The sequence below is a fragment of the Amycolatopsis sp. lyj-346 genome (assembly GCF_046548975.1).
Taxonomy (GTDB): Bacteria; Actinomycetota; Actinomycetes; order Mycobacteriales; family Pseudonocardiaceae; genus Amycolatopsis.
On the sequence record NZ_JAJPWT010000002.1, the window covers coordinates 973,254 to 995,588 of the forward strand.

Genomic DNA, 22,335 nt, shown 5'->3' on the forward strand with positions numbered 1-22,335 from the left:
GGCAAGCTCGTGATCATGGCGTCCAGGTGGGTGCGGCTGCAGGCCGTCGCGGTGTCCGGTTCGTCCGCCGAAGGCCTGATGCTGGCGGCCATTCCGCTGCTCGCGGTGTCCGTCACCACCGATCCGCGCGAGGTGTCGCTGGTCAACATCGCCGGGCAGGCGCCGTGGCTGCTGCTCTCCCTGTTCGCCGGGGTGCTCATCGACCGGGTGCGCCGGACGACCGTGCTGGCGTGGGCCTACGCCGTGCAGATCGCGGCCGCGGTCGTGCTCGCCGCCGTCGCCTCCGCCGGCCTGCTCGGCCTGCCCGTGCTGCTGGTGGTCGCCTTCGTCGTCACCTCGGCGCAGGTGCTCGGGGACGGCGCCAGCGGCGCGCTGGTACCCGAACTCGTCGGTCCCGATCGGCTGGCCCACGCCAACGCCCGGCTCGTGGTGATCGACCGGGGCGTCGTGCAGTTCGTCGTGCCGCCGCTGACCGGGTTCCTGATCGCGACCGGCACCGGCGCGCCCGCCTGGCTGGCCGCGGCCTGCGCGCTCGTCGCGCTCGTCCTGGCCCGCCGGATCCCGTCGCCGTCCGTCGTGGCGGCCACGACACACCCGCTGCGGGACCTCTCCGGCGGGCTGCGGCACCTCGTCCGGACGCCGCTGCTGCGGTCGATCACGATCAACGTCGCCCTCGGCTCGTTCGCCGCGAGTGCCGGCAACTCGATGTTCGTGCTCTACGCGACGCAGGTCCTGCACGTCGGCCCGGTCGGCTACGGCCTGCTGCTCGCCTGCCTCGCCGTCGGCTGGATCGCGTCGTCGTTCGTGGTGCAGAAGGTGGTGGACCGGCTCGGCTACTCGTGGTCGATGCGGTTCGCGCAGAGCTTCGGCGCCGTGGCGACGCTGCTGATCGCGCTCGTCCCGCCGTGGCCGCCGCTGGTGGGCGCCGTGCTGGTGTCCCTGACGGCGTCCGTGCTGATCTGGAACGTCTGCTCGCAGTCCAGCCGCCAGCGCTTCACGCCGGCGCCGCTGCTGGGCCGGGTGCTCACCGGCCACCGGGCACTGGCCTGGGGCCTGACGCCGCTGGGCGCGCTGACCGGCGGCCTGGTCGCGGCGCACTGGAACCTGCGCGCGGTCTGGGTGGTGGCCGCGGCCATCCAGGCGGTCAGCGCGGTCCTCGTGTGGTTCCAGCTCTCCCCCGCGGCGTTCCGGCGGACCGAGGAACTCGCCGCCGCCCGAGCTTGAAACGCTGCCGCCGGGTGACTTGGTGGCAACGGTTACGTGCCGCGTGGGGGTCGGCCTACGTCTGGCCGGATTGGTCACTGCCCAGTGCCAGCGCCACCGCGCCCAGCAGCGCCGCGTCCTGGTCGAAGCGGGCCGCCACCAGCCGGGGCGGGAACGGCACCGCGTGCGCGAGGCGGTCCGCCAGTGCCGGCAGCAGCACGTCCGCCGACCGCACGAGCCCGCCGCCGACCGCGATGCGCTCCGGGTCCAGGGCGATCGCCAGGTTGGCCACGTGCATCGACAGCTCGTCGAGCGCGGCCGTCACCAGCTCCTTGGCCTCGACGTTCTCCTTGGCCAGCGCGAACAGCTCTTCGGCGGTGACCGGGCGGCCGAGCAGTTCGCTCGCCCGGCCGCCCAGCCCACGCCCACCGGCGGCTTCCTCGAGCGGCGCCGCTCCGCTCGCGAAACCCTCGGTGTCCTGCGGCGAGAGCAGGTTGTACCCGATCTCGCCGGCAGCTCCGTTGGCGCCGGTCAGCACCCGGCCGCCGATCAGCACCGCCGCCGCGATGCCGGTGCCCAGGGAGAGGAAGACCGCGGGGTCGGCCCCGTTCAGTGCGCCCCACCGCCACTCCGCGAGCGCCGCCGCCTTCGCGTCCGTGCCGACTTCGATCGGCACGCCGGGGAACTCGGCGGCCACCAGGGCCCGCAGGTGCAGCTGCTCCCACCCCGGCACGTTCGGCGCGAGCAGGATGCGGTCCGGCAGCACGATCCCCGGGCTGACGACGCCGATGCGGGCGGCCACCGCGCCTTCGCCGTCCAGGAGGGCCTTGGCCGCGGCGAGCGCGCGCACCACCACCTGCCCGGCCCCCGCCTGCGCGTCGGTGTCCAGCCGGCGGGTCGCCAGCAGGGTGCCGTCGCGATCGGCGAGCCCCAGCGCCACCTTCGTGCCGCCGAAGTCGATCCCGAGAATCCGATCCCCGCTCACGCGTGCGCCCCTTCCTCTTCGGCGGCGAAGGCTTCCTTGATCTCCTTGGGACCGAAGGGCCAGGTCCGCTCCGCCTTGGCGTAGACGAGGTAGGCGATCGCGCCCACCGCGATCCAGCCCAGTGACAGCCCGATCGAGAGCCAGGTCGCGGAGACGTAGAGGTAGACCCAGCCGACCAGGGCGATGAGCGTCGGCACCGGGTACAGCCACTGGCGGTAGGGCCGCCTGAGGTCCGGCTGGCGGCGGCGCAGCGTCACGATGGCCGCGACCTGCGCCAGCGACTGGATGACGACCAGCGTGGCCACGGCGGCGTTGATGACGTCGGTCAGGGTGAACAGCGAGCCGATGATCGTGATCGCGCCCATGGTGAGCACGCCGGCGGTGGGCAGGTGGAGCTTCGGGTGCAGCTTGCCGAACACCGGCAGGAACACCTTGTCCCGCGCGGCTTCGAACGGCACGCGGGAGCCGCCGAGCAGCCCGGCGAACACCGAGCCGATCGCCGCGACGACGATGAAGACCGTGACGACCTTCGCCGTGGCGGTGCCCCACGCCTGTTCGAGCACGGTCGAGGCCACCGAGGTGGCGGTCTTCAGCTCCTCGAGGGGAACCGAGCCGAGCACGCCGACCTGCAGCAGGAAGTAGAGGCTCATGATCCCGAGGATCGAGAAGAGGATCGACCGCGGGAGGGTCCGGCCCGGGGTGCGGACCTCGCCGCCGAGGTAGGCGGTCGTGTTGTAGCCGAGGTAGTCGTAGATGGCGATGATCAGGCCGGCGCCGAGGCCGCCCCAGAACGTGCCCGCCCCCGCCGAACTGAACGCGCCCGGGGTGAAGGCGAACGCCTGCGCGCCGCTGAAGTGCGTGTACGCGGCGACGACCGTGGTGAGCACCGCGATCAGCATGACCACGAACAACACCGTGGTGAGTTTGCCGATCTGGCCGATCTTGCGGAACAGCGCGGCGACGATGACGACGGTGATGCCGACGCCGATGATCTTGCCCAGCGGCGTCGTGCCCGCGTCGTCGGTCACGCCGGGGATCAGGTAGCCGAGGTACTGGACCAGGCCGATGATGCCGGTCGACATGATCAGCGGGATGAACAGCACCGCGCTCCAGACGAACAGGAACGGCATCAGGCGTCCGCTGCGGTATTGGAACGCTTCGCGCAGGTAGAGGTACGTGCCGCCGGCACCCGGCATCGCCGCGCCGAGTTCGGCCCAGATGAGCCCGTCGGCCAGCGCGACGATCGCCCCGATGACCCAGCCGAACATCGCCTGCGGGCCGCCCATGGTGGCGACCATCGCGGGGATCGTGACGAACGGGCCGATGCCGCACATCTGGGTCATGTTGATCGCGGTGGCCTGCAGTGGCCCGATCTTGCGCTCCAGGGCGGGCGGTTCCCCGGAACGAGGGGGTGAGCTCACGGCGTGCCTCCGACTTGTAGTTAGTAAAGTTTCTTAACATAGAACGACCGGGCCCGGAAGGGTCCGCGGGTAAACTCGCGGCAACTCAGGAGGACGCGGGGGACGAACCGGGCCGCAGGTCGGGACGCCGGCGAACGTGCGGGCACCGAACCAGCGCCTGGTGCTCGACCGGCTGCGCGCGCACGGCGAAGCGACGCGGCCCCGGATCGCGGCCGACACCGGGCTGTCGAAACCCACGGTGGGCCAGGCCCCGCTCGACCTGGAGCAGCACGGACTGGTCCGGACCACTGGGCGCAGACGGCTTTTCGGGGGTCCGGGTGGCGAAGCCCCGGCCCAGGGCGAAGCCCCGACGGGCGGACTTACGTCCATAGTGGACTAGTCCGACGGTCCCCGCAGCGTCAGCACCACGCGTAGCACGTACTCCACCGCCGTCGGGAACGGAGCGCCGCGTAGTTCGCCGCGGTCGGCGAGGTTGCGGGAGGCGAACTCCAGCTCCCGCTCCGGCCCGCCGCGGCGGACGACGAGGGCGGCGATCTCCTCGAAGTCGAGATCCGGGTGGTCCAGGCGCGTCAAGGCGAACTCGATGATCAGTTCTTCGGCCGTCACGTCCACCCCTTTCGCTGTCTCCAGCTTACCTGTGAGGCGCCTCACCAGCGTTACTGTACCGTCCAGACGGTATAGTGAAGTCCATGACCGCCACCCTGCCGGCTTCCGCCCGGCCGTTGAGCCCCCGGCGCCGCTGGGCCGCGCTGGGCGTCCTCGTCGGCGCCGTGCTGCTGCTCGCGGTCGACGGGACCGTGCTGTACCTGGCCGTGCCGTCACTGACCCGCGAACTCGCGCCCACCGCCACCGAAATCCTGTGGATCGGGGACGTCTACTCCCTGGCGCTGGCCGGGCTGCTCGTCACGGCCGGGAACCTCGCCGACCGCTTCGGGCGCAAGAAGGTGCTGCTCATCGGCACCGCGGCGTTCGGGATCGCCTCCGCGCTGGCCGCCTTCTCCCCCAGCGCCGGTGTGCTCGTCGTCGCGCGGCTGCTGCTCGGTGTCGCGGGCGCGACGATCATGCCCTCGACGCTGTCGCTCATCCGGACGCTGTTCGCCGACCCGCGCGAGCGCACCCGGGCCATCGCCATCTGGTCGGCCGGGTCCGGCGGGGGCATCGCGCTGGGCCCGCTGGTCGGCGGGATGCTGCTGGAGCACTACTGGTGGGGCTCGGTGTTCCTGATCAACGTGCCGATCGTCGTCGTCTTCCTGATCGCCGGCGCCTGGCTGCTGCCGGAGTCGCGCGATCCGGACCCGGGCCGGTTCGACCTGCTTTCGGCCGGGCTGTCGCTGGCGGCGATCGTCCCGCTGGTCTACGCGGTCAAGCACGCCGTCAGCGCGGGCCTCGACGTCCAGGTGGGGTTCGCCGCCCTGCTCGGGCTCGCTGCCGGTGTCCTGTTCGTCCGCCGCCAGCGGCGGGCCGCGGCTCCCCTGATCGACGTCACGCTGTTCCGCCACGGCGCCTTCAGCGGCGCGGTGCTGGCGAACTTCATCGCGGTCTTCGCGCTGATGGGCCTGCTGTTCTTCTTCTCGCAGTACCTGCAGCTCGTCCGCGGCTTCTCGCCGCTGCAGGCGGGGTTCGCGGAGATGCCGGCGACGCTCGCCTCGATCGCCGTCGTGGCCGCCGTCGGCGTGGTCGCCGGACGGCTCGGACGGGGCCGGGCCGTCGCGGCCGGGCTCGCCGTCGCCGCGCTGGGCCTCGCGCTGGTCGCGGTCGCCGAACGGGCACCGCAGTACTGGTGGCTGGGCCTGACGCTCGTCCCGGTCGGGCTCGGCGTCGGGCTGGCGCTGACGCTGACCGTCGACTCGGTACTGTCCGCCGTCCCGCGGGACAAGGCGGGCTCGGCGTCGGCGATCTCCGAGACCGCCTACGAACTCGGGGCGGCGCTGGGCATCGCGATCCTCGGTTCGGTGGTGAACCTGGTCTATCGCGCGTCCCTGCCGGCCGGCCCGCTTCCGGGTGCGGTCCGGGACTCCCTCGCCGGCGCCGTCAGCGTGCTGGACCCGGGATCGGACCTCGCCGGCGCCGCCCGCGAAGCCTTCACCGGCGCCATGCAGGTGACGTCCCTCGTGGCGGCCGCCGTCACCGCCGTCGCCGCGCTGGTCGCCTGGCGTACCATTCCGTCCGGAAAGGACTGACCATGCCTCGCAAGGCCGGGCGCAGCCCGGAAGAGACGCGCCGCGCCCTGCTCGACGCCGCCGCGACGGTCATCCGCACCCGCGGCGTTTCGGCCTCCCTCGACGACATCGCCCGGGCGGCCGGCGTGTCGAAGGGCGGGCTGCTGTACCACTTCCCCGCCAAGGACGCGCTGGTGCGCACGCTGGCGCAGGACCTGCTGGACACGTTCCGCACCGAGGTGCTGGCCGCACTCGACCCGGCCGACACCGCCCCGGGCCGGCTGACCCGCGCGTACGTCCGGGCGTCGCTGGACACCTCCTACGACGAGGTGGCGATCCGCGAGAACATCGCCCTGATCGCCCAGCTGATCTCGATCCCCGAGATCGCCGGGCTCGCCCGCGCGGACGCGGAGCGGTGGGAGCGCGAACTCCACGGCGACGGCCTCCCCGACGACGTCGTCACCCTGGTGGTCGCGGCTGCCGACGGCGCGAGCACGGCGCCGCTGTGGGGTGTGGGCATCGACGTGGCAGCGGCGCGGAAGCTGGAGCAGCAGCTCCTCGCCCTGACCCGGACCGCCTGACCTCAGCCGTCGCACAGCCCGAACCGGCGGTTGTCAACCCGACTTCGGTATTGGGAAATCACCAGATTCCGGCCCTACGTTAGTCGGCTCCCATGAAGGTGTCTTGCGGGTAAATTCTCGACAGCGCGCGCAAATCCGGCAAATCCCCGTCCCCCACGAGGAGTCTTCCGATGTCGAGGAAGTTCGCACTGGCCGGCGCTGTTGCGCTCGCCCTGACCTTGACCCCGCTCGCCGCGGGGACCGCGTCGGCCGCCACCGAGCAGGAAGCCGCCGTCACCACGGTCTACTACAGCACCTCCAGCGCACCGACGTTCCGCTCGGTGATCAACGCCGGTGCCGCCAACTGGAACCGCAGCGTCACCAACGTCCGGCTCGTCGAGCGCAACTCCGGCGCGAGCCTGCGCTTCACCGAGGGCAACGACCCCCGTGGTTCCTACGCCTCGACCAACGGGCACGGCAGCGGCACCATCTTCATCGACTACACCCAGGCCCGCCAGTACAACCCGACCCGCATCGCGGCGCACGAGACCGGGCACGCCCTCGGGCTGCCCGACCACTACTCGGGCCCGTGCTCCGAGCTGATGTCGGGTGGCGGCCCCGGCCCGTCCTGCACGAACGCGGTCCCCAACGCGACCGAGCGCGCCCGGGTCAACCAGCTGTGGGCCAACGGGCTCGTCGCGACCAGCGAGCAGCGGGTGTACGAAACCGTTTACGGCTTCTGAGTCCCACGCAGCTGTGGCCCGGGCCCGGTGCCCGGGCCACAGCCCTGACCGGGTCGATCTCGGTGATCATCCCGATGTGCCCCACCACGGCCGTCAATACGGTCGAAGCATGCGAAAACCCCTTGTCGCCGGGATTGCCGGCGTCCTTCTCCTGACCGCGCTGACCCCGCTGACCGCACTGCCCGCCTCCGCGGCCGCGGCCACCCGGCTCGCGTTGCCCGCGCCCACCGGGCCGTACGCCGTCGGCAGCGTCGACCTGCACCTCGTCGACCACGCGCGGCCGGATCCCTGGGTCGCCGGGACGACCCGGGAGCTCATGGTGACCGTCCGGTACCCCGCGCGCTCCGCCACCGGCCCGAAAACTCCCTACCTGGCGCCGGAAGCCGCCAGGCTGATCGCCGAGGACGACGCGCGGACGCTCGGCATCACCGCCGACCGGCTCGACTACACCTTCCCCACGCACGCCCGCGCCGGCGTTCCCGCGGCCGGCGGGCGGCGGCCGGTCGTGCTCTACTCGCCGAGCGCCAAGTACCCGCGCTCGGTCGGCACCGCGCAGCTGGAGCAGCTCGCCGGCGAGGGCTACGTGACGGTGGCGATCGACCACACGCACGAGCCCGCGGCGGTGGAGTTCCCCGGCGGCCGCGTCGAACGGCGGGTGCTCCCATCGGGCCCCGACGCCGGACGGCAGCTGATCGCCACGCGCGTGGCGGACACCCGGTTCGTCCTCGACGCGCTGGAAACCCTGGCCCGCGGCGGCAATCCGGACGCCGAAGGCCGCGCACTCCCGGCCGGGCTGACCCCGGACGTCTCCCGCATCGGCATGTTCGGTCACTCCGCGGGCGGCTTCACCACCGGCGAAACGATGGTCTCCGACACCCGCCTCGACGCCGGGGCCGACCTCGACGGCAGCATGGCGTACTCCCAGTCGGCCCGTCAGTTCGGCCGCGTTGCCGACGAAGGCCTCGACCAGCCGTTCCTGCTGCTCAGCGCGGGCGACCACAGCGCGGCCTCCGACCCGTCGTGGCAGGAGTTCCTCGCCCACCAGCGCGGCCCGGTGCGCACGCAGCACCTGCCGGACGGCGAACACTTCAGCTACACCGACTACCAGGTGCTCCTCCCCCGGCTCGGCCTCGACCCGGCGTCGATCGCGCCGTTCGTCGGAACCGTGGCCCCGGAGCGGAGCCTCGCCACCCAACGGGCGGCACTCAGCGCATTCTTCGGCCGATACCTCACGCGAGGCTGATTCCGTCACGCAGCGGAGAATAGCCGGTTCCCCGAAACGGGAATCGGCTGTTCTGTTGCCTTTTTCTCTGTTCGCGTCGCCATTTCCGGCGTAAGGTCGCAGGCTCCGGGTTCCTCTCCTTCCGTTCGATGATGCGAGGACACGATGCGGCGATCACCCTGGCTGGCGGCGGCAATTCTGCTGACCGGCCTCTTCGTGGCGGCACCCGCGCGGGCGGCCACCACGTTCAGCAGCACGATGGTGAACCAGGGCAGCGGAAACTGCGCCGAGGTGCCCGACGGTTCGAGTGCGGTGCAGCTCGTCCAGCGCGGTTGTTCTTCCGCGGCGAATCAGAGTTTCACCTTCACCCCTCACCAGAACAGCAGCGACGTCTACACCATCGCGACGATGACCGCGGGCAGCTGCGTCGACATCTTCGGCGCGTCCACCGCCGACAACGCGACCGTCATCCAATACGCCTGCCATTCCGGCACGAACCAGCAATTCCGCCTGCAGGCCACCGGCACGAACACGTTCACCGTCGTCTCGGCCGGTTCCGGGAAGTGCCTCGCCCCCGCGGCGAGCGGTGCCGGACTCGTGCAGCTGCCGTGCACGACGGCGGCGAGCGGGATCTGGCGGATCGCCGCCGGGACGAGCGCGGCCACCTTCACCAACCCGCTGAGCCAGCACGGGCCCGACCCGTGGCTGCAGTACCACAACGGCTACTACTACCTCGCCACGACGACGTGGAACTCGACGATCACCATGCGGAAGTCCCGCACGCTCGGCGGGCTGGCTTCCGCGCCGGAGACGCTCCTGTTCACCCTCACCCGGCCCAACGGTGCGGGGACGATGTGGGCACCCGAATTCCACCTGCTCACCGGACCGAACGGGCCGCGCTGGTACCTGTACTACGTGGCCGGCCGGGAACCCTACGACCTCGGGACCCAGCGCATCCACGTGCTCGAGAGCGCCGGCACCGACCCGATGGGCCCCTACAGCTTCAAGGCCGACCTGCTCGATCCCACGCAGGACAACACCTGGGAGCTGGACCCGAGCATCCTGCAGCTGAACGGCAAGCTGTACCTGCTGGGCACGTTCTACAACGGCGCCCAGCCCAACTTCATCCGTCCCCTGTCCAACCCGTGGACGGCGAGCGGGACGCGGCACGTCCTGTCCAGCCCGAACCACAGCTGGGAAACCGTGGGCGGCGCGGTCAACGAAGGCGCCGAAGTGCTGCAACGCAACGGGAAGACGTTCATCGTGTTCTCCGCCAGTCACTGCTCCACTCCCGACTACAAGCTCGGCATCCTGACCTACAACGGCGGCGACCCGCTGCAGCAGTCGTCGTGGGTCAAGTCGGCGCAGCCGGTCTTCCAGCGCAGCAACACGAACTCGGTGTTCGGCCCTGGCCACAACGGGTTCTTCAAGTCCCCCGACGGCACCGAGGACTGGATCGTCTACCACGCCAACAGCTCCGCGAACGGCGGCTGCGACATGAACCGCACCACCCGCGCCCAGAAGTTCACCTGGAACGCGGACGGGACGCCGAACTTCGGCACCCCGGCCGCACTGGGCACCCGGCTCCCGGTCCCCTCCGGCGAACCCGCACCGCGTTCAGCCGACGACGATCCGGTCGATGTCCGGCGCCCACCCCGACGGGTTGCCGAGCCGGATCGTGTTCGCCCCCGCCGCCAGCGTCAGCGTCACCTGCACCGACCCGACCGTGTCCCAGCCACCCGTACTCGGCGTGGCGACCGAAACCGCGGCACCACCGTTGACACTGACCGTCAACGACCGCGCCTCGCTCGAGGCGTAGAAAATCGTCACCGGACGCGCGCCCGCGGCCGCGTTGACACCGTTGAACTGCAGGTGGTTCGCCGAACCACCACCCACGTACCCGACCAAGGCCCCGCCCGAAGCACCGGACGAACTCCGCACCGCGGCCTGCCCGGCCAGGGTCCCCGCCTCGGCCTCGTACGACGTCCCCGTGGGTGGCGTGCCGGTCAGCCGCCAGTACACCGTGTACCGCTGGTGGTGCGTGGCGTACAACGGCAGCAGGGTGACCGCGCCCGTGCTCGCCGTCCCGGTGAAGCGCAACGGGTTCGCGGGGTCCTGCTTCACCGTCCCCGTCTGCAGCGTCGGCAGCGCGCTCAGGTTCGTCGAGCCGTACTGGCCCGCCAGCACGATGGCGCCGTACTTCACCGCGCCGACGCCCGCGTCGTCGTTGGCCCGCGGGAAGGTCAGCGACGCCGGGAGCGAGACGTCGACGACATCCCCGGACGCCCACGTCCGGTCGATCGTGAAGTAGGACCCCGGGGACGGACTGCCCTGGGCGACGCCGTTGACCTTCACCACCGCCCCGGACGTCCAGCGGGGGATCCGGATCTTCAGCGCGACGTGTCCCGAGCCGCCGATCGTCAGCTTCGTCCCGGACGACGCGGGGAACGTCGTGTCCTGCCGCACGGTGATGCCGCGGCCCGGCCAGGTCAGCACCGACGCGATGAACAGGTTGACGTACAACGTCTCGCCGTTGAAGAAGTAGATGCTGTCGGCGAACTTCGTCTGCGACTCCATGCCGGTGCCGTGGTCGCAGCTGAAGTCGTCGTAGTCGTTGGCGTAGGTCTTGATCCCGCCGGCGCGCAACGGCGTGTAGTAGGTGACGAACCCGTGGCCGGAGTCCGGGTCCTGCTCGCCGAGGATCTGGTTGAACAGCGCCAGCTCGTAGTAGTCCAGGTACTCGGGCACCGGACTGGTGAAGAACAGCTGCCGGGCCAGCTTGAGCATGTTGTAGGTGTTGCACACTTCGCACGTGGTGTCCGAAAGCTGGCTCGCGATCGCGTCGGGGGCCTGGAAGTACTCGCCGTTGGAGTTGCCGCCGATCACGTACGAATGGTGGTCCAGGACGATCCGCCAGAAGTTCACCGCGATGTCGCGGTAGCGGGTCGTCCCGGTGGCGTGGTATTCGCGGATCGCGCCGAGGATCTTGGGGATCTGGGTGTTGGCGTGGAACCCGGCCAGGCGGTCGGAGTTCGCGGCCAGCGGGTCGAGGATCTGGGCGTGGTCGAACCGCTGGGCCGTGGCGAGGTGGTTCGCGTCGCCCGTCACCTGGTACAGGTTCGCCAGCACCTCCGGCATCCCGCCGAACTCCGTGCGCAGCGCCTGCTGCATCTGCGCCGTCGACAGCGGGTCGGTGCGGGCCTTCGTCCAGGCTGCCTTGCGCAGCAGGACGTCGAGGGCCTGCTGGTTGCCGGCGAGGAGGTACTGGTCGAGCAGCCCCGCCATGATCTTGTGCAGCGTGTAGTAGGGCGCCCAGACCTGCTGGCCGCTCTCCAGCCGGTCGAAGAAGTTTTCCGGGAACGCCGAGAGGTAGCCGGCGTGGAAGCCGCGGCCCGGGGCGGCCGCCTGACACGCCGCCAGTGCGTTGACCAGGTAGTCGCCCTTGGTCTTGTACGTGGTGTCGCCGGTGTTGGCGTACGCCTGCGCCAGCCCGGACAGCAGGTGGCCGGTCGAATGGCCGCGCAGTTCGGTGCTCGGGCTTTCCCAGCCGCCACAGGGCCGGGCCGAGCTCGCCAGCCCGGCGTTGGTCCGGAAGGTGTGCAGCAGGCGGTCGGCGTCGACGAACCGGAAGTAGGCCAGCTGCCGGTTCATGTTGTCGAGGAACGGGCCGGCCTGCAGCCGCACCGCACTCAGCGGGAACGGGAACACCGAGACACCGATGTCCGGACGGACGGCGGCCGCGGCGGCGGTGCCGGCGAACGCCGGGGCCAGCGCGGCGCTCGCGGAGAGGGCGCCCACGGCTCTGAGCAGCAGGCGTCGGTCGAAGGTGGGTTCGCGCATCATCGGGAGCCTTTCCTTGAGTGCCGAGGCGCGCGGCCGGTCGTGAGCGGGTAAGGCGGGTGGGAACCCGCCTTACCCACTCACGACGGCTGCGGCGGACTCAGCTCGCGAGGGTGATGATCACCGTGTTCGCGCTCGCGGTGACCGTGTGCGTGGCCGCGTCGTAGCTGCCGCCGCTGACCGAGGTGACGCCGGTGGTCAGGAACACCGGCAGCTGGATGGCGACCGCACCGCCGGGCAGGCTGCCCGACAACGACACCGTGACGACGCGTGCGCCGCTCGAGCCGCTCACCGCGAGGGAGACCCCGTAGGTGGACCGGCTGCCCGAAGCCACGTCGTAGGTGTTGGTCAGGTTGCCCACCGAGATCGTCTGGCCGGGGGTGAGCCAGGCGTTCGGGACACCGCGGCCGAGGTAGAGCGGCCGGGTGAACGTGTACGGCCCGGAGCCACTCGCCGCGAGGCCCTCCGCGACCAGCGACTCCAGCAGGCCCTGCTGCTGCCCGGCGATCGGCCACGCGTACGGGCACGCGCCGAACTGCGGGCCGGCGTGGTTGCCGATCCAGGGGTTGGCCGGGCTCGGCCCGCTGCCGTTGGCCTCCCACCAGGCGTTCGGGCCGCCGGTGGTCATCTTGAGCTGCCAGGCGTAGCTGGTGATCGGCAGGTCGCGGTAGTTGTTCGAGTAGAGCCCGTCGGAGGAGTACGACGTGTTGTACGCCGTCGAGTACCCGCTGAACGCCCCGAACGTCGGGAACGGGTAGCCGTTGGCCGACAGCCGGTTGAAGCCCCACTGGTACATCCGGTCGATCTGGCCGGGGTCGCCCATGATGCCGGTCAGCGTGCCGCCGGACAGCATGGTCGACCACTGGTTCTGCCCCACCCACCCCGGGGAGGCCCAGTTGGCGTCGTTGAAGGTGTTGCAGCGGTTGGCGCTGTTGGGCTTGTCCACCTCACAGGGCAGGTAGTTGAAGCCGTTCGCGGACTGGTTGCGGCCCACCACGGTGTTCAGCGCGGTCAGCAGCGTGTTGTAGGCGGTGTTCGCCCACGTCGCTTCGGCGGGCTGGCCGATCTTCGTCGCGATGTACTTGTACGACGCCAGCATCTGCAACGCCGAGAAGTTGCTGAACAGCCAGCGTCCGGTGGAGTCGTTGTCGAAGTTGGCCCGCAGGGTGCCGTCCGAGGCCAGCTGGGCGGGGTACTTCACCCGGGCGATGGTGCGGAGGCTGGGTCCCCACGCACCGGTGTCGTTGAAGTACTCGCTGACGAACGCGGTGTCGTTCGTCTTCGCCAGGTACGTCGCCCAGGAGCCCATCGTCTTCCAGACGCCGTCCCAGTACCAGTTGGCGCCGACCTCGTCCCAGTTGTCCTGCTGGGAGATCCGCGCGGTCAGCAGCAGGTTGCGCGCGTCCCGGAAGTCGCCGGTCTGGAACTTGGCGGTCAGCTCGCCGGGGACGTCGTGGTTGAGGATCCAGTTGTAGTTGTTGGCGCCGGAGAACTGCGCCTTGCCCACCTGCATGATCAGGTTGTAGATGGTGCCCGCCTTGTAGGCGTTCGTCATCGCGGTGCCCGGGTTCGCCAGGCCACCGGTGTTGGGCAGGGTCGTGTTCGGCAGGCTGAAGGTGTTCGTCTCGGCCAGCCGCGAGTTCCAGTACGACGTCATCTGGCCGTAGGCGGTGTCGTAGTTCGGCGCGTTCGAGGACAACGCCGAACCGGTCGGCAGCGCGACACCGCTGCCGAAGTTGTCCACGGCCACCACGAAGTCGTGGTTGCTGGTCTGCCCGGCCGCGACGGTGTCCAATGTGGACGCGGTCAGCCGGACGAGGCCCGGGCCGGAACCACCCGGCGGGACCGTCACCGGGGACGACCCGTTGTTCTTGATCGACACCCGCGTGTAGACGAGCATGACCGCGGAGCCGTTGATGGTCACCTTGTCCGCGAAGTTCTTGATGGTGATCCCGACGTTCCCGGAGGTGCGGGACGTCGTCATCGCCGGCAGGTAACCGTTGTCCTCGGTCCACTGAACCGACTGGGCACCCGGGTTGCCGCCGTAGGTGTAGGCGCTGAACGAGTACATCCCGCCGCACAGGCCGTTGTACGTCGTGTTCACGCCGCGGGCGAAGAACGAGCCCGACAGGTAGCTGAAGACCGGCCAGTAGTTGCCGTCCCAGCCGATCGCCGTGGTGTTCTGGAAGCCCTGGCCGTAGGGGTCGTTCGGCGTCTGGAAGTTCGTGCCGTACGACCGCGGCAGCCCGGAGTTCTTGCACGCGTTCGGCGCCAGGTTCGGGATGCCCTGGTAGGAGTCGGACGGGCCGGAGGGGTAGCCCGGCACGCGCCAGGCGCTCGCGCTCGAACACGGCAGCTGGACGAGCGCGTTGTTCGCCGGGGTGAGGCACTTGCCGGAACCGACGGCGACGACGGTGAACGTGTTCGTCCCGGCCGGCTGCAGCCGGAACTGCTGGTTGGGCTCCCCGTGGCAGGCGTACTGGATCACCGCGGCGCTGTCCGCGGTGGACGCGCCGTAGATGTCCACGCAGCTGCCCGCGGTGAACGTGCCGATGGTGTAGGCGTCGCCGGACGCCGGGGTGAACGTGTACGACTGGCCGGCACCGGAGGTGCAGGCGGTCTGGGTCAGCTGGACGGCGCTGGTGCCGTTGGGGACGGTGGCGCACTGGCCACTCGCCTGGTTGACCATCGTGCTGGTGAAGGTGGTCGCGGCGGTCGCCGGAACCACGACTGCGAAGCCGGCCGCCAGGAGGACGGCGGCGAGCAGGACAGGTCGTCTCATCGGGTGCTCCGATTCAGGGGGCTCAGGGGCTCAGGGGCTCAGAAGAGGAACGAGCCGTACGGGCCGTTGAGGATCGCGGTCTTCTGGCTCTGGCTGAAGTGCGTGTTCGGGTAGTCGTAGAACGACGCCGACATCGGCGTCCCGTCGGTCGAGGTGGAGTCCGGCAGGCCGAAGGCGTGGCCCAGTTCGTGCACCATGCCGCCGTACCAGCGGTTCATCGGGCCGTTGATCCCGGCCGCGCCGTCGGCGTCGTGCTGGCAGAGGATCACCCAGCCGTTGCCTCCGCCGCCGCCCGCGCCCTGGCCTTCGGCGATGACCTCGCCGACGTTGATCCACCGGCGGTCCCCGACCTTGACGTCGAACCGGCGCAGCAGCTCCTGCTGCATGTTGAACACGGCCCACCAGTAGCGGTCACTGCCGTTGGGCGTGTTCTCGTACCAGCTCTTCACGTGCTCGCCGGTGACGACCTGGACGACGGGTTCGGTGAGCCGGAACGTCTTGCCCAGCTCCTGCCGGTAGTACCGCTGGGCTTCCCGCACCACGTTCGCGATGCCGTCCGGGTAGCGCTGGTCGTACGGCACGTCGGACGGCCGCAGCAGCCACACCCGCACGGTCTTCTCCGGCGGGACCTGCGGATCGCCGCCGGACTGGTAGCCGGGCAGCCGCCAGGCGATCGCGCTCGAACACGGCAGCTGGACGAGCGCGTTGCCCACCGGCGTGACGCACTTGCCGGAAGCCACCGCGACCAGCGTGAAAGCGCTTCCCGTGGCCTGCAGGCGGAACTGCTGGTTCGTCCCGGAGTGACAGGCGTACTGGATCACCGCGGCGTTGTCCGCGGTGGACGCACCGTAGACGTCCACGCAGCTGCCCGCGGTGAACGTGCCGACCGTGTAAACGTCACCGGACACCGGGGTGAACCGGAACGACTGCCCGGCGCCGGAGGTGCAGGCGGTCTGGGTCAGCTGCGCCGCGCTGTTCCCGTTGGGCACGGTCGCGCAGTTTCCGGTGCCCTGGTCGACCACCGTACTGGTGAAGGCGGTCGCGGCCCGCGCGGTGCCCACGGAGAGCAGACCGGCCACCAGGCACAGCACCACGGCGGCAGCCAGCCTCAGCACGCCACGGTTCTGCCGGAATACCAAAGGACGCGTCATCGGGTCCTCGCAATCTTCGGTTTTGTTAGCGTTAACAGGTGGCGGCTGGGTGCGCTCCCGAATGCCGACCGGGGTGGGACGGGACTACTCGACGGCGACCGGGATCCAGACCCGCATCGGGCCGGGCTTCCGGTTGCCCCACAGGAAATACGGAACGGCGGTCAGCTCGACCGGTGCACCGGGCACACCGGCTCCGGCGCCGTACAGCTCGTCCGACGCCGGAGTCTCGATGCGGCCGCGGGCGGTGAGGGCCACCGGCACGTCCGGCAGCGGCCCACCGGAAAGCGGTACCGCCGGGTCGATCCGCACGTCCTCGAGGACGACGCCGTCCGGCAGATCGGCCTGCTCCAGGCAGTACACGAGTGGCCCGCGCGTCACGGCGACGCAGCCGCGCACGGCGTCGATCCGCGGGTGCGGCCGGACGACGCGGGCGGGCATCGGCAGCTCGAGCGTCACCGTGGTGCCCCCCGTCCAGTCGCGCCGCACTTCCGCGTAGCCGTCACGGGCTTCGGCGGGCACGCCGTCGATCAGGGCGCCCTCGGCCCAGCCGGGGACGCGCAGGGACAGCATGAGCGGGGCCGCCGTGGTCACGGTCAGCTCCACCCGGCCGTCCCACGGGTACCGGGTGCGGGTTTCGACGCGGACGTCCACACCGTCCACAGTGGTCCGGATCGTCCCGGCGGCGTACAGGTGCACCTGCAGCCCGCCGGAGTCGGTGGTCGCCACGTAGCCCGACAGCGACGCGACCAGCCGGGCGAGGTTGGGTGGGCAGCAGGCGCACGAGTACCACGGCAGGCGCTGCGACGGCGCGTCTTCGTGCGAGCCGTCGTGGCCGGTCCGCAGGTGCAGCGGGTTGGCGTAGAAGAAGTGCGTGCCGTCGAGGGCGGTCGACCCGGCGATGGCGTTGTACAGCGCGCGTTCCATCTCGTCGGCGTACCGGCCCTCGCCGGTGGCCAGCAGCAGCCGCCAGTTCCACTGGAAGCTCGCGATCGCGGCGCAGGTCTCGCCGTACGCCCGGTCGGGCGGCAGTTCGTACGGGTCGCCGAAGGCTTCGTCGCGGTGGCGGGAGCCCTGGGCGCCGGTGAGGTAGGTCTTGGCGCCGAACGCGTCGGCCCAGAGGCGGCGGGCGGCTTCCAGCAGCACGTCGTCGCGGATTTCGACGGCGACGTCCACGACGCCGGCCAGCAGGTAGAGCTGGCGCACGACGTGCCCGGCCACCTCGTCGGCCTCCCGGACTCCGACGTGGTCCTGCAGGTAGCGCGAGCCGAACCGCTCGCCGTTGAGCAGACCGCGTCCCCGCAGGTCGAGGAAGCGCAGCGCCTGGTCGAGGTACGGCCGGTGCCCGGTCACCCGGTACAGCTCCACCAGCGCGGTCTCGATCTCCGGGTGCCCGTCGACGTCGTCTTCCGCGCCGAACCGCTCGACGATCAGGTCCGCGAACCGCCGGGCGACCGTGACGAGCTGGGCCCCGACCCCGGCCCGTGCCGCGGCGACGGCGGCCTGGATCAGGTGTCCGGCGCAGTACAGCTCGTGGCTCCAGTGCAGCTCCCGCCACTTCAGGTCCGGCTTGTCGACGCCGAAGTAGGAGTTCAGGTAGCCGTCCTCCTCCTGGGCCTTGGCCACCAGCGCCGCGGTGGAATCGAGGAAGGCGCGCAGCTCGGCGTCGTCCGGGTCACGGCCGAGCTGCCAGGCGGCGGCTTCGAGGGTCTTGTAGACGTCGGAGTCGGCGAACCACATGTTGCGGTGCTCGCCGTCGACCTCGCCGGTGACGCGGCGGAGGTTGTCCAGCGCGCCCGCCGCGTCGAGCTGCTCGACGCAGTGCGGCAGGGTCCGGGTCGCGTTGCGCGTCTGCCAGCCGCCCAGGAGGCTGTCCGGCGCGAAGGCGACCGCGCCGAGGAACAGCGGCCGCAGCGCCGACTTCGCGGCCGCCGTGGGGTGGACGGGCCCGAGGATGCGTTCGGTCATCGAGGTGCTCCTGTCTCGGCTTTGGGGGGGTCTCGGCTCTTGGGGGGTCTCAGCCCTTGAGGGCTCCCGAGGTGAAACCGCGGACGTAGTACCGCTGCAGGACGAGGAAGACCGCCACGCACGGCAGGGCGGAGACCACCACTCCCGCTTGCAGGGCCCCGAAATCGACCGAGCCGAGGCTGCCGGACTGGAGGTTGAACAGCGCGACCGGCAGGGTGAACTTCTCACCGTCGGTGAGGAAGATCAGCGGGGCGACGAACTCGTTCCAGGCCGCCAGGAACGAGAACAGCGCCACGGTGACGACACCGGGGAGCGCCCCGCGCAGCAGCACCCGCCGCAGCGCGCCGCCGATCGAGCAGCCGTCGATCAGCGCCGCCTCCTCGAGCTCCACCGGCAGTGCTTCGAAGGAGTTGCGCATCATGAACAGGCCGAACGGCAGCTGCAGCACGGCCATCACCAGGCCGAGGCCGAGCAGCGAGTTCTGCAGGCCGAGCCAGCCGAGCAGGATGTAGAGCGGCACCAGGATCGTGGTGTAGGGCACCATCAGGATGGCCAGGGTGAGCAGGAACAGCAGGGTGCGCCCGGGGAAGGCGAGCCGGGCCATCGCGTACCCGCCGAGCGTCGTCGCCACCACCGTGACGCTCACCGCGACCAGCGCCACCACGGTCGTGTTGAGCAGGTAGGTGCCGAGTCCGCTGCCGTAGTCGGCGAGCCGCCGGTAGTTGTCCGTGCCGGAATCCCCGGCCTGCCGCCCGGTCAGCGACGAGTACAGCGTCCACAGCAGCGGCAGCAGGAACAGCACGGCCAGCGCGGCGCCGGTGACGCCCGCGCCCGCGGCCCGGAGGCGGTTCACTTCCCCTCCCGGCGGATCAGGCGCAGCTGGGCGAAGTTGAGGACGATCAGCACGGCGAGCGTGGCCACCGAAACCGCGGCCGCGCGCCCGAGGTCCTGGGACAGGAACGCCTCGCGGTAGATGTCGATGACGACCGTGGCGGTGTCGTGGCGGCCGCCGGTGAGGATGAAGAACTGGTCGAACGCCAGCAGCGAGCCGGTCAGCGACAGCACCATCGCCAGTGCCAGCGTGGGCCGCAGCAGCGGCAGCGTCACCCGCCACAGGATCTGCCACCGGTTCGCGCCGTCGATCCGCGCGGCCTCGTACAGCGCCGGGTCGATGCCCTGCAGGCCGGTCATCAGGATGAGCATGTAGAACCCGGCGAACCGCCAGGTGATCATCCCGACCGTCGAGCCGAGTGCGTTCCCGCCGGAGCCGAGCCAGTCGACCCGGCCCAGCCCGAGGAAGTCCACGAGGTGGTTCAGCGCCGAGGAGTCGGTGTTGAACAGGCCGTAGAACAGCAGGCTCGTCGACGCGAGCCCGACCGCGCTGGGCAGGAAATAGACGGTGCGGGCGAAGCCGGTCCCCCGCCGCTCGTGCTGCACCAGCAGCGCGAGCCCGAAGGCGACGAGGCTGAGCACGACGGTCGTGACCAGCGTGTACTTGAGCGTGAACCACACGGCGCGCAGGAAGAGCGGATCGCCGAGGGCGTCGTAGTTCTCGACGCCGTTGGGGTGGGACGCGCCGACCAGCGGCCAGTGGCTGACCGACATCCACAGCATCAGCCCGAGCGGGATGACGAAGAAGACGGCGACCAGCACGGCCATCGGAGCGGCGTAGGCGATCCCCAGCCGGCGGCGGCCGCGGGCGATCGAGCCGCGGCGGCGGGGTGCCGGCGCCGGGGCCTCCGGCGCCGACACCCGCGGGGGAAGCAGCGACACCATGATCAGCTGCCACCGGCGAGAGACTCGGTGACGGCCTGGTTGTGCTGCTTGAGGATCGATCCGGCGTCACCGCCGCCGAAGACCGCGTCGATCACCGTCGCCGTCCAGGGCCCGTTGGTGTCGTTGAAGGTCTTGCCGAAGTTGACCGAGATCGGCGTCTGGCCCTGGCTCGCGAGCCGGTTGAACACCCCGAGCCGCGGATCCTGCTTGGCGTGGGTGTTGTCCGCGAGATCGGACCGGACGGTGATGTTCTTGCTCTTCGCGACGACGTCGACCTGGGCCTGGTCGGACAGCGTCCAGGCGATGAAGTCCCACGCGGCCGCGGCGTGCGTGCTGTTGCTGCCGATGCCGATGACGTCCCCGCCGACGAACGACGAGCTGCCGCCGGTCAGGCCCGGGATCGGGGCGACGCCGACCTGCAGGTCCGGCCCCTCCTTCATGCCCTGCAACGCGGTCGCACCCATCGGCTGGATGCCGATCTTGCCGTCGAGGAAGGACTGCGTCCAGGTGGGCCCGGACTCGTTCTTCGCCGACGCCGGCACGACGCCGTCGGCGTAGAGCTGCCGGAGCCAGGAGTAGACCTGCGCCGCCTGCGGGCTGTCGAGCGTGGCCGCGGTGCCCTGCTCGTTCAGCACCGTGCCACCGGAGGCCCAGATCATCGGCCAGCTGGTGAACAGCTGGCAGCCCGGGCAGGCACCGCCGAAGAAGTAGCCCTTGGTGTCCCCGCCGAGCGCGGCGATCTTGCGCGCGGCGGCGGCGATTTCGTCCAAGGTGGACGGTGGCTTCTCCGGGTTGAGACCGGCCCGGCCGAACAGGACCTTGTTGTAGAACACCGCGGACAGGTCGATGTCGTGCGGCACGGCGTAGTGCTTGCCCCCGGCGGTGGCCGCCTTCATGTGCGCCGCGGCGAGGCTGCCCGCGAACGGCAGCTGCGCCACGCGGGCGGAGAGGTCGAGGAACAGGCCCTTGGCCGCGTAGTTGGGCGCGTAGACGACGTCGGCCGCCAAGAGGTCCGGCAGCTGCTTGGCCCCCGCCGCGGTGCCGACCTTCTGCTGGTAGGAGTCGGCCGGGAAGACCGTCAGCTTCACCTTGTTCCGGTGGCTCGCGTTGTAGGCGTCGACCAGCGTCTGGCTGAACGTCGCCGTCGGCGAGCGGGTCCACATGGTGATCGTGGTGCCGTCGTCCACGCTCGTGGTGTCCCCCGCGGCCGCCCCGGACGGGCCGCTCTGGCAGGCCGCGAGGACGAGTACGCCGGCGACGGCGGCTGCGGCACGCCCCCACCGTGCCCTGGTTCGGAGGTGCGAAGTCATCGACTCTCTCCTATCGGGAGGCCGCCGCCTGCGGTGTCGAAGAAAGCAACCGGGAAACTTTCAGAAACCGGTTTCCGACTCAAGCTAGGACCGTTCGACCAGCCCGTCAAGGGGCCGTTTGCCGTAGTGGACGCGAGTTACCTTGGGTCGCGGCCGACCGCGGAGGTACTGTGCCACCATGCCTCCGCGGAAACTTTCGGAAACTCCCGGCGCCGTTGCGAAGCCGGCCACGATCAGCGAGGTCGCGCTGCTGGCCGGCGTTTCGGTCGGCACCGCGTCGAAGGCCCTCAACGGCCGCGGGTCGCTCCGCGCGGAGACCCGGCAGCGGGTGCTGGCCGCGGCCGAGCAGCTGGGGTTCCAGCCCAACCGCGCGGCCGTGACGCTCAACTCCGGGCGCACCTACACCGTCGGCATGATCACCACCGACACCATCGGCCGGTTCAGCATCCCGCTGCTGATGGGCGCCGAGGACGCGCTGGGGGCCGGGGAGATGTCGGTCTTCCTCTGCGACGCCCGCGACGACCCGATCCGCGAGCAGTACTACCTGCGCACGCTGCTGTCCCGCCGGGTCGACGGCATCATCGTCACCGGCCGCCGGACCCAGGCCCGCCCGCCGATCGGGGCGGGCCTGCCGATCCCGGTCGTGTACGCCTTCATCAGCTCGACCGATCCGCACGACTGTTCCGTCGTGCCGGACGAAGCCGGGGGCGCGCGCAAGGCCGTCGAGCACCTGCTGGCCACCGGACGGCGCCGCGTCGCCCACATCACCGGCCCCGAGCGGCACCACTCGGCGACCGTGCGCGCGGCGGCCGCCGCCGGGCGGCTCGCCGAGGCCGGGCTCGACCTGGCCGGCACCCCGATGTTCGGCGAGTGGAGCGAGACGTGGGGCCGGCAGGCGGCGCGGATGCTGCTGGGCGCGGACACGCCGTTCGACGCCGTCTTCTGCGGCAGCGACCAGATCGCCCGCGGTGCGGCCGACGCACTGCAGGCGGCCGGCCGCCGCGTGCCCGCCGACGTCGCCTTGGTGGGCTTCGACAACTGGGACGTGATGGCGCTCGGCTGCCAGCCGCCGCTGACGAGCGTCGACATGGAACTGGAGGCGCTCGGGCGGACCGCCGCCGACCGCCTGCTGGCGGCGATCAACGGCGAGCCCTCCCCCGGACGGCACACCCGGCCGTGCCGGCTGGTCATCCGGGAGTCGACCGCCTGAGCCGGTAC

17 protein-coding genes and 1 pseudogene are annotated in these 22,335 nt (G+C 70.9%); 8 read left to right on the top strand and 10 right to left on the bottom strand.

The features are described 5' to 3' along the window. Positions 1-15 precede the first annotated feature (15 nt). On the top strand, positions 16-1,224 hold the full coding sequence (locus ACLJQE_RS10905) for an MFS transporter (protein WP_410639024.1): 1,209 nt from the start codon (positions 16-18) through the stop codon (positions 1,222-1,224). Between the two features lie 55 nt (positions 1,225-1,279). Here ACLJQE_RS10905 and ACLJQE_RS10910 read toward each other — a convergent pair whose 3' ends face one another. Continuing rightward, positions 1,280-2,188: an ROK family protein gene (locus tag ACLJQE_RS10910; protein WP_410639025.1), complete on the bottom strand. Its 909-nt coding sequence runs from the start codon at positions 2,186-2,188 to the stop codon at positions 1,280-1,282. Next, positions 2,185-3,609, bottom strand: a complete 1,425-nt coding sequence (locus tag ACLJQE_RS10915; RefSeq protein ID WP_410639026.1) for an APC family permease — start codon at positions 3,607-3,609, stop codon at positions 2,185-2,187. The genes ACLJQE_RS10910 and ACLJQE_RS10915 overlap by 4 nt, the downstream gene beginning before the upstream one ends. A 136-nt stretch (positions 3,610-3,745) precedes the next feature. Between ACLJQE_RS10915 and ACLJQE_RS10920 the strand changes: the two genes are divergently transcribed. Beyond that, on the top strand, positions 3,746-3,988 hold the full coding sequence (locus ACLJQE_RS10920; RefSeq protein WP_410639027.1) for a helix-turn-helix domain-containing protein: 243 nt from the start codon (positions 3,746-3,748) through the stop codon (positions 3,986-3,988). Here the strand turns inward: ACLJQE_RS10920 and ACLJQE_RS10925 are convergent. Continuing rightward, positions 3,985-4,215 carry a hypothetical protein gene (locus ACLJQE_RS10925; RefSeq protein ID WP_410639028.1) on the bottom strand — a complete coding sequence of 77 codons (231 nt, stop codon included), beginning with the start codon at positions 4,213-4,215 and terminating at the stop codon, positions 3,985-3,987. The genes ACLJQE_RS10920 and ACLJQE_RS10925 overlap by 4 nt on opposite strands. Positions 4,216-4,298: 83 nt before the next feature. On the opposite strand from ACLJQE_RS10925, the gene ACLJQE_RS10930 reads away from it, so the two are divergent. From ACLJQE_RS10930 to ACLJQE_RS10950, 5 genes and pseudogenes are all read left to right on the top strand, one after another. Then, positions 4,299-5,789 carry an MFS transporter gene (locus ACLJQE_RS10930; protein WP_410639029.1) on the top strand — a complete coding sequence of 497 codons (1,491 nt, stop codon included), beginning with the start codon at positions 4,299-4,301 and terminating at the stop codon, positions 5,787-5,789. A gap of 2 nt (positions 5,790-5,791) precedes the next feature. Continuing rightward, positions 5,792-6,349, top strand: a complete 558-nt coding sequence (locus tag ACLJQE_RS10935) for a TetR/AcrR family transcriptional regulator (RefSeq protein ID WP_410639030.1) — start codon at positions 5,792-5,794, stop codon at positions 6,347-6,349. Between the two features lie 170 nt (positions 6,350-6,519). Further along, the gene (locus ACLJQE_RS10940) at positions 6,520-7,071 is read left to right on the top strand and encodes a snapalysin family zinc-dependent metalloprotease (RefSeq protein WP_410639031.1); all 552 of its coding nucleotides are present in this window, start codon (positions 6,520-6,522) and stop codon (positions 7,069-7,071) included. Positions 7,072-7,180: 109 nt separating this feature from the next. Then, positions 7,181-8,314: an alpha/beta hydrolase gene (locus ACLJQE_RS10945; RefSeq protein ID WP_410639032.1), complete on the top strand. Its 1,134-nt coding sequence runs from the start codon at positions 7,181-7,183 to the stop codon at positions 8,312-8,314. A 237-nt stretch (positions 8,315-8,551) separates the two neighbouring features. Beyond that, a pseudogene (locus ACLJQE_RS10950) lies at positions 8,552-9,784 on the top strand (family 43 glycosylhydrolase); the annotation flags it as partial. Between the two features lie 126 nt (positions 9,785-9,910). On the opposite strand, the gene ACLJQE_RS10955 reads toward ACLJQE_RS10950, so the two are convergent. From ACLJQE_RS10955 to ACLJQE_RS10985, 7 genes are all read right to left on the bottom strand, one after another. Continuing rightward, entirely contained in the window at positions 9,911-12,136 is a 2,226-nt protein-coding gene (locus tag ACLJQE_RS10955; protein WP_410639033.1) for a beta-L-arabinofuranosidase domain-containing protein, read from the bottom strand. A 97-nt stretch (positions 12,137-12,233) separates the two neighbouring features. Continuing rightward, a complete protein-coding gene (locus ACLJQE_RS10960) occupies positions 12,234-14,915 on the bottom strand; it encodes an RICIN domain-containing protein (RefSeq protein ID WP_410639034.1) in 2,682 nt (893 codons plus the stop codon). 38 nt (positions 14,916-14,953) lie between these two features. Further along, positions 14,954-16,030 (bottom strand): RICIN domain-containing protein, encoded by a 1,077-nt coding sequence (locus ACLJQE_RS10965; RefSeq protein WP_410639035.1) that lies wholly within the window; start codon positions 16,028-16,030, stop codon positions 14,954-14,956. 120 nt (positions 16,031-16,150) lie between these two features. Then, complete coding sequence (locus ACLJQE_RS10970) at positions 16,151-18,031, bottom strand: glycoside hydrolase family 127 protein (protein WP_410639036.1); 1,881 nt, start codon at positions 18,029-18,031, stop codon at positions 16,151-16,153. Between the two features lie 49 nt (positions 18,032-18,080). Further along, entirely contained in the window at positions 18,081-18,884 is an 804-nt protein-coding gene (locus ACLJQE_RS10975; RefSeq protein ID WP_410639037.1) for a carbohydrate ABC transporter permease, read from the bottom strand. Continuing rightward, complete coding sequence (locus ACLJQE_RS10980) at positions 18,881-19,807, bottom strand: carbohydrate ABC transporter permease (RefSeq protein ID WP_410639038.1); 927 nt, start codon at positions 19,805-19,807, stop codon at positions 18,881-18,883. Before ACLJQE_RS10980 ends, ACLJQE_RS10975 begins: the two co-directional genes overlap by 4 nt. Before the next feature lie 2 nt (positions 19,808-19,809). Then, positions 19,810-21,117, bottom strand: coding sequence for an ABC transporter substrate-binding protein (locus ACLJQE_RS10985; protein WP_410639039.1), 1,308 nt, complete (start codon positions 21,115-21,117; stop codon positions 19,810-19,812). Between the two features lie 178 nt (positions 21,118-21,295). On the opposite strand from ACLJQE_RS10985, the gene ACLJQE_RS10990 reads away from it, so the two are divergent. Then, the gene (locus ACLJQE_RS10990) at positions 21,296-22,327 is read left to right on the top strand and encodes a LacI family DNA-binding transcriptional regulator (RefSeq protein WP_410639040.1); all 1,032 of its coding nucleotides are present in this window, start codon (positions 21,296-21,298) and stop codon (positions 22,325-22,327) included. Positions 22,328-22,335: the final 8 nt, after the last annotated feature.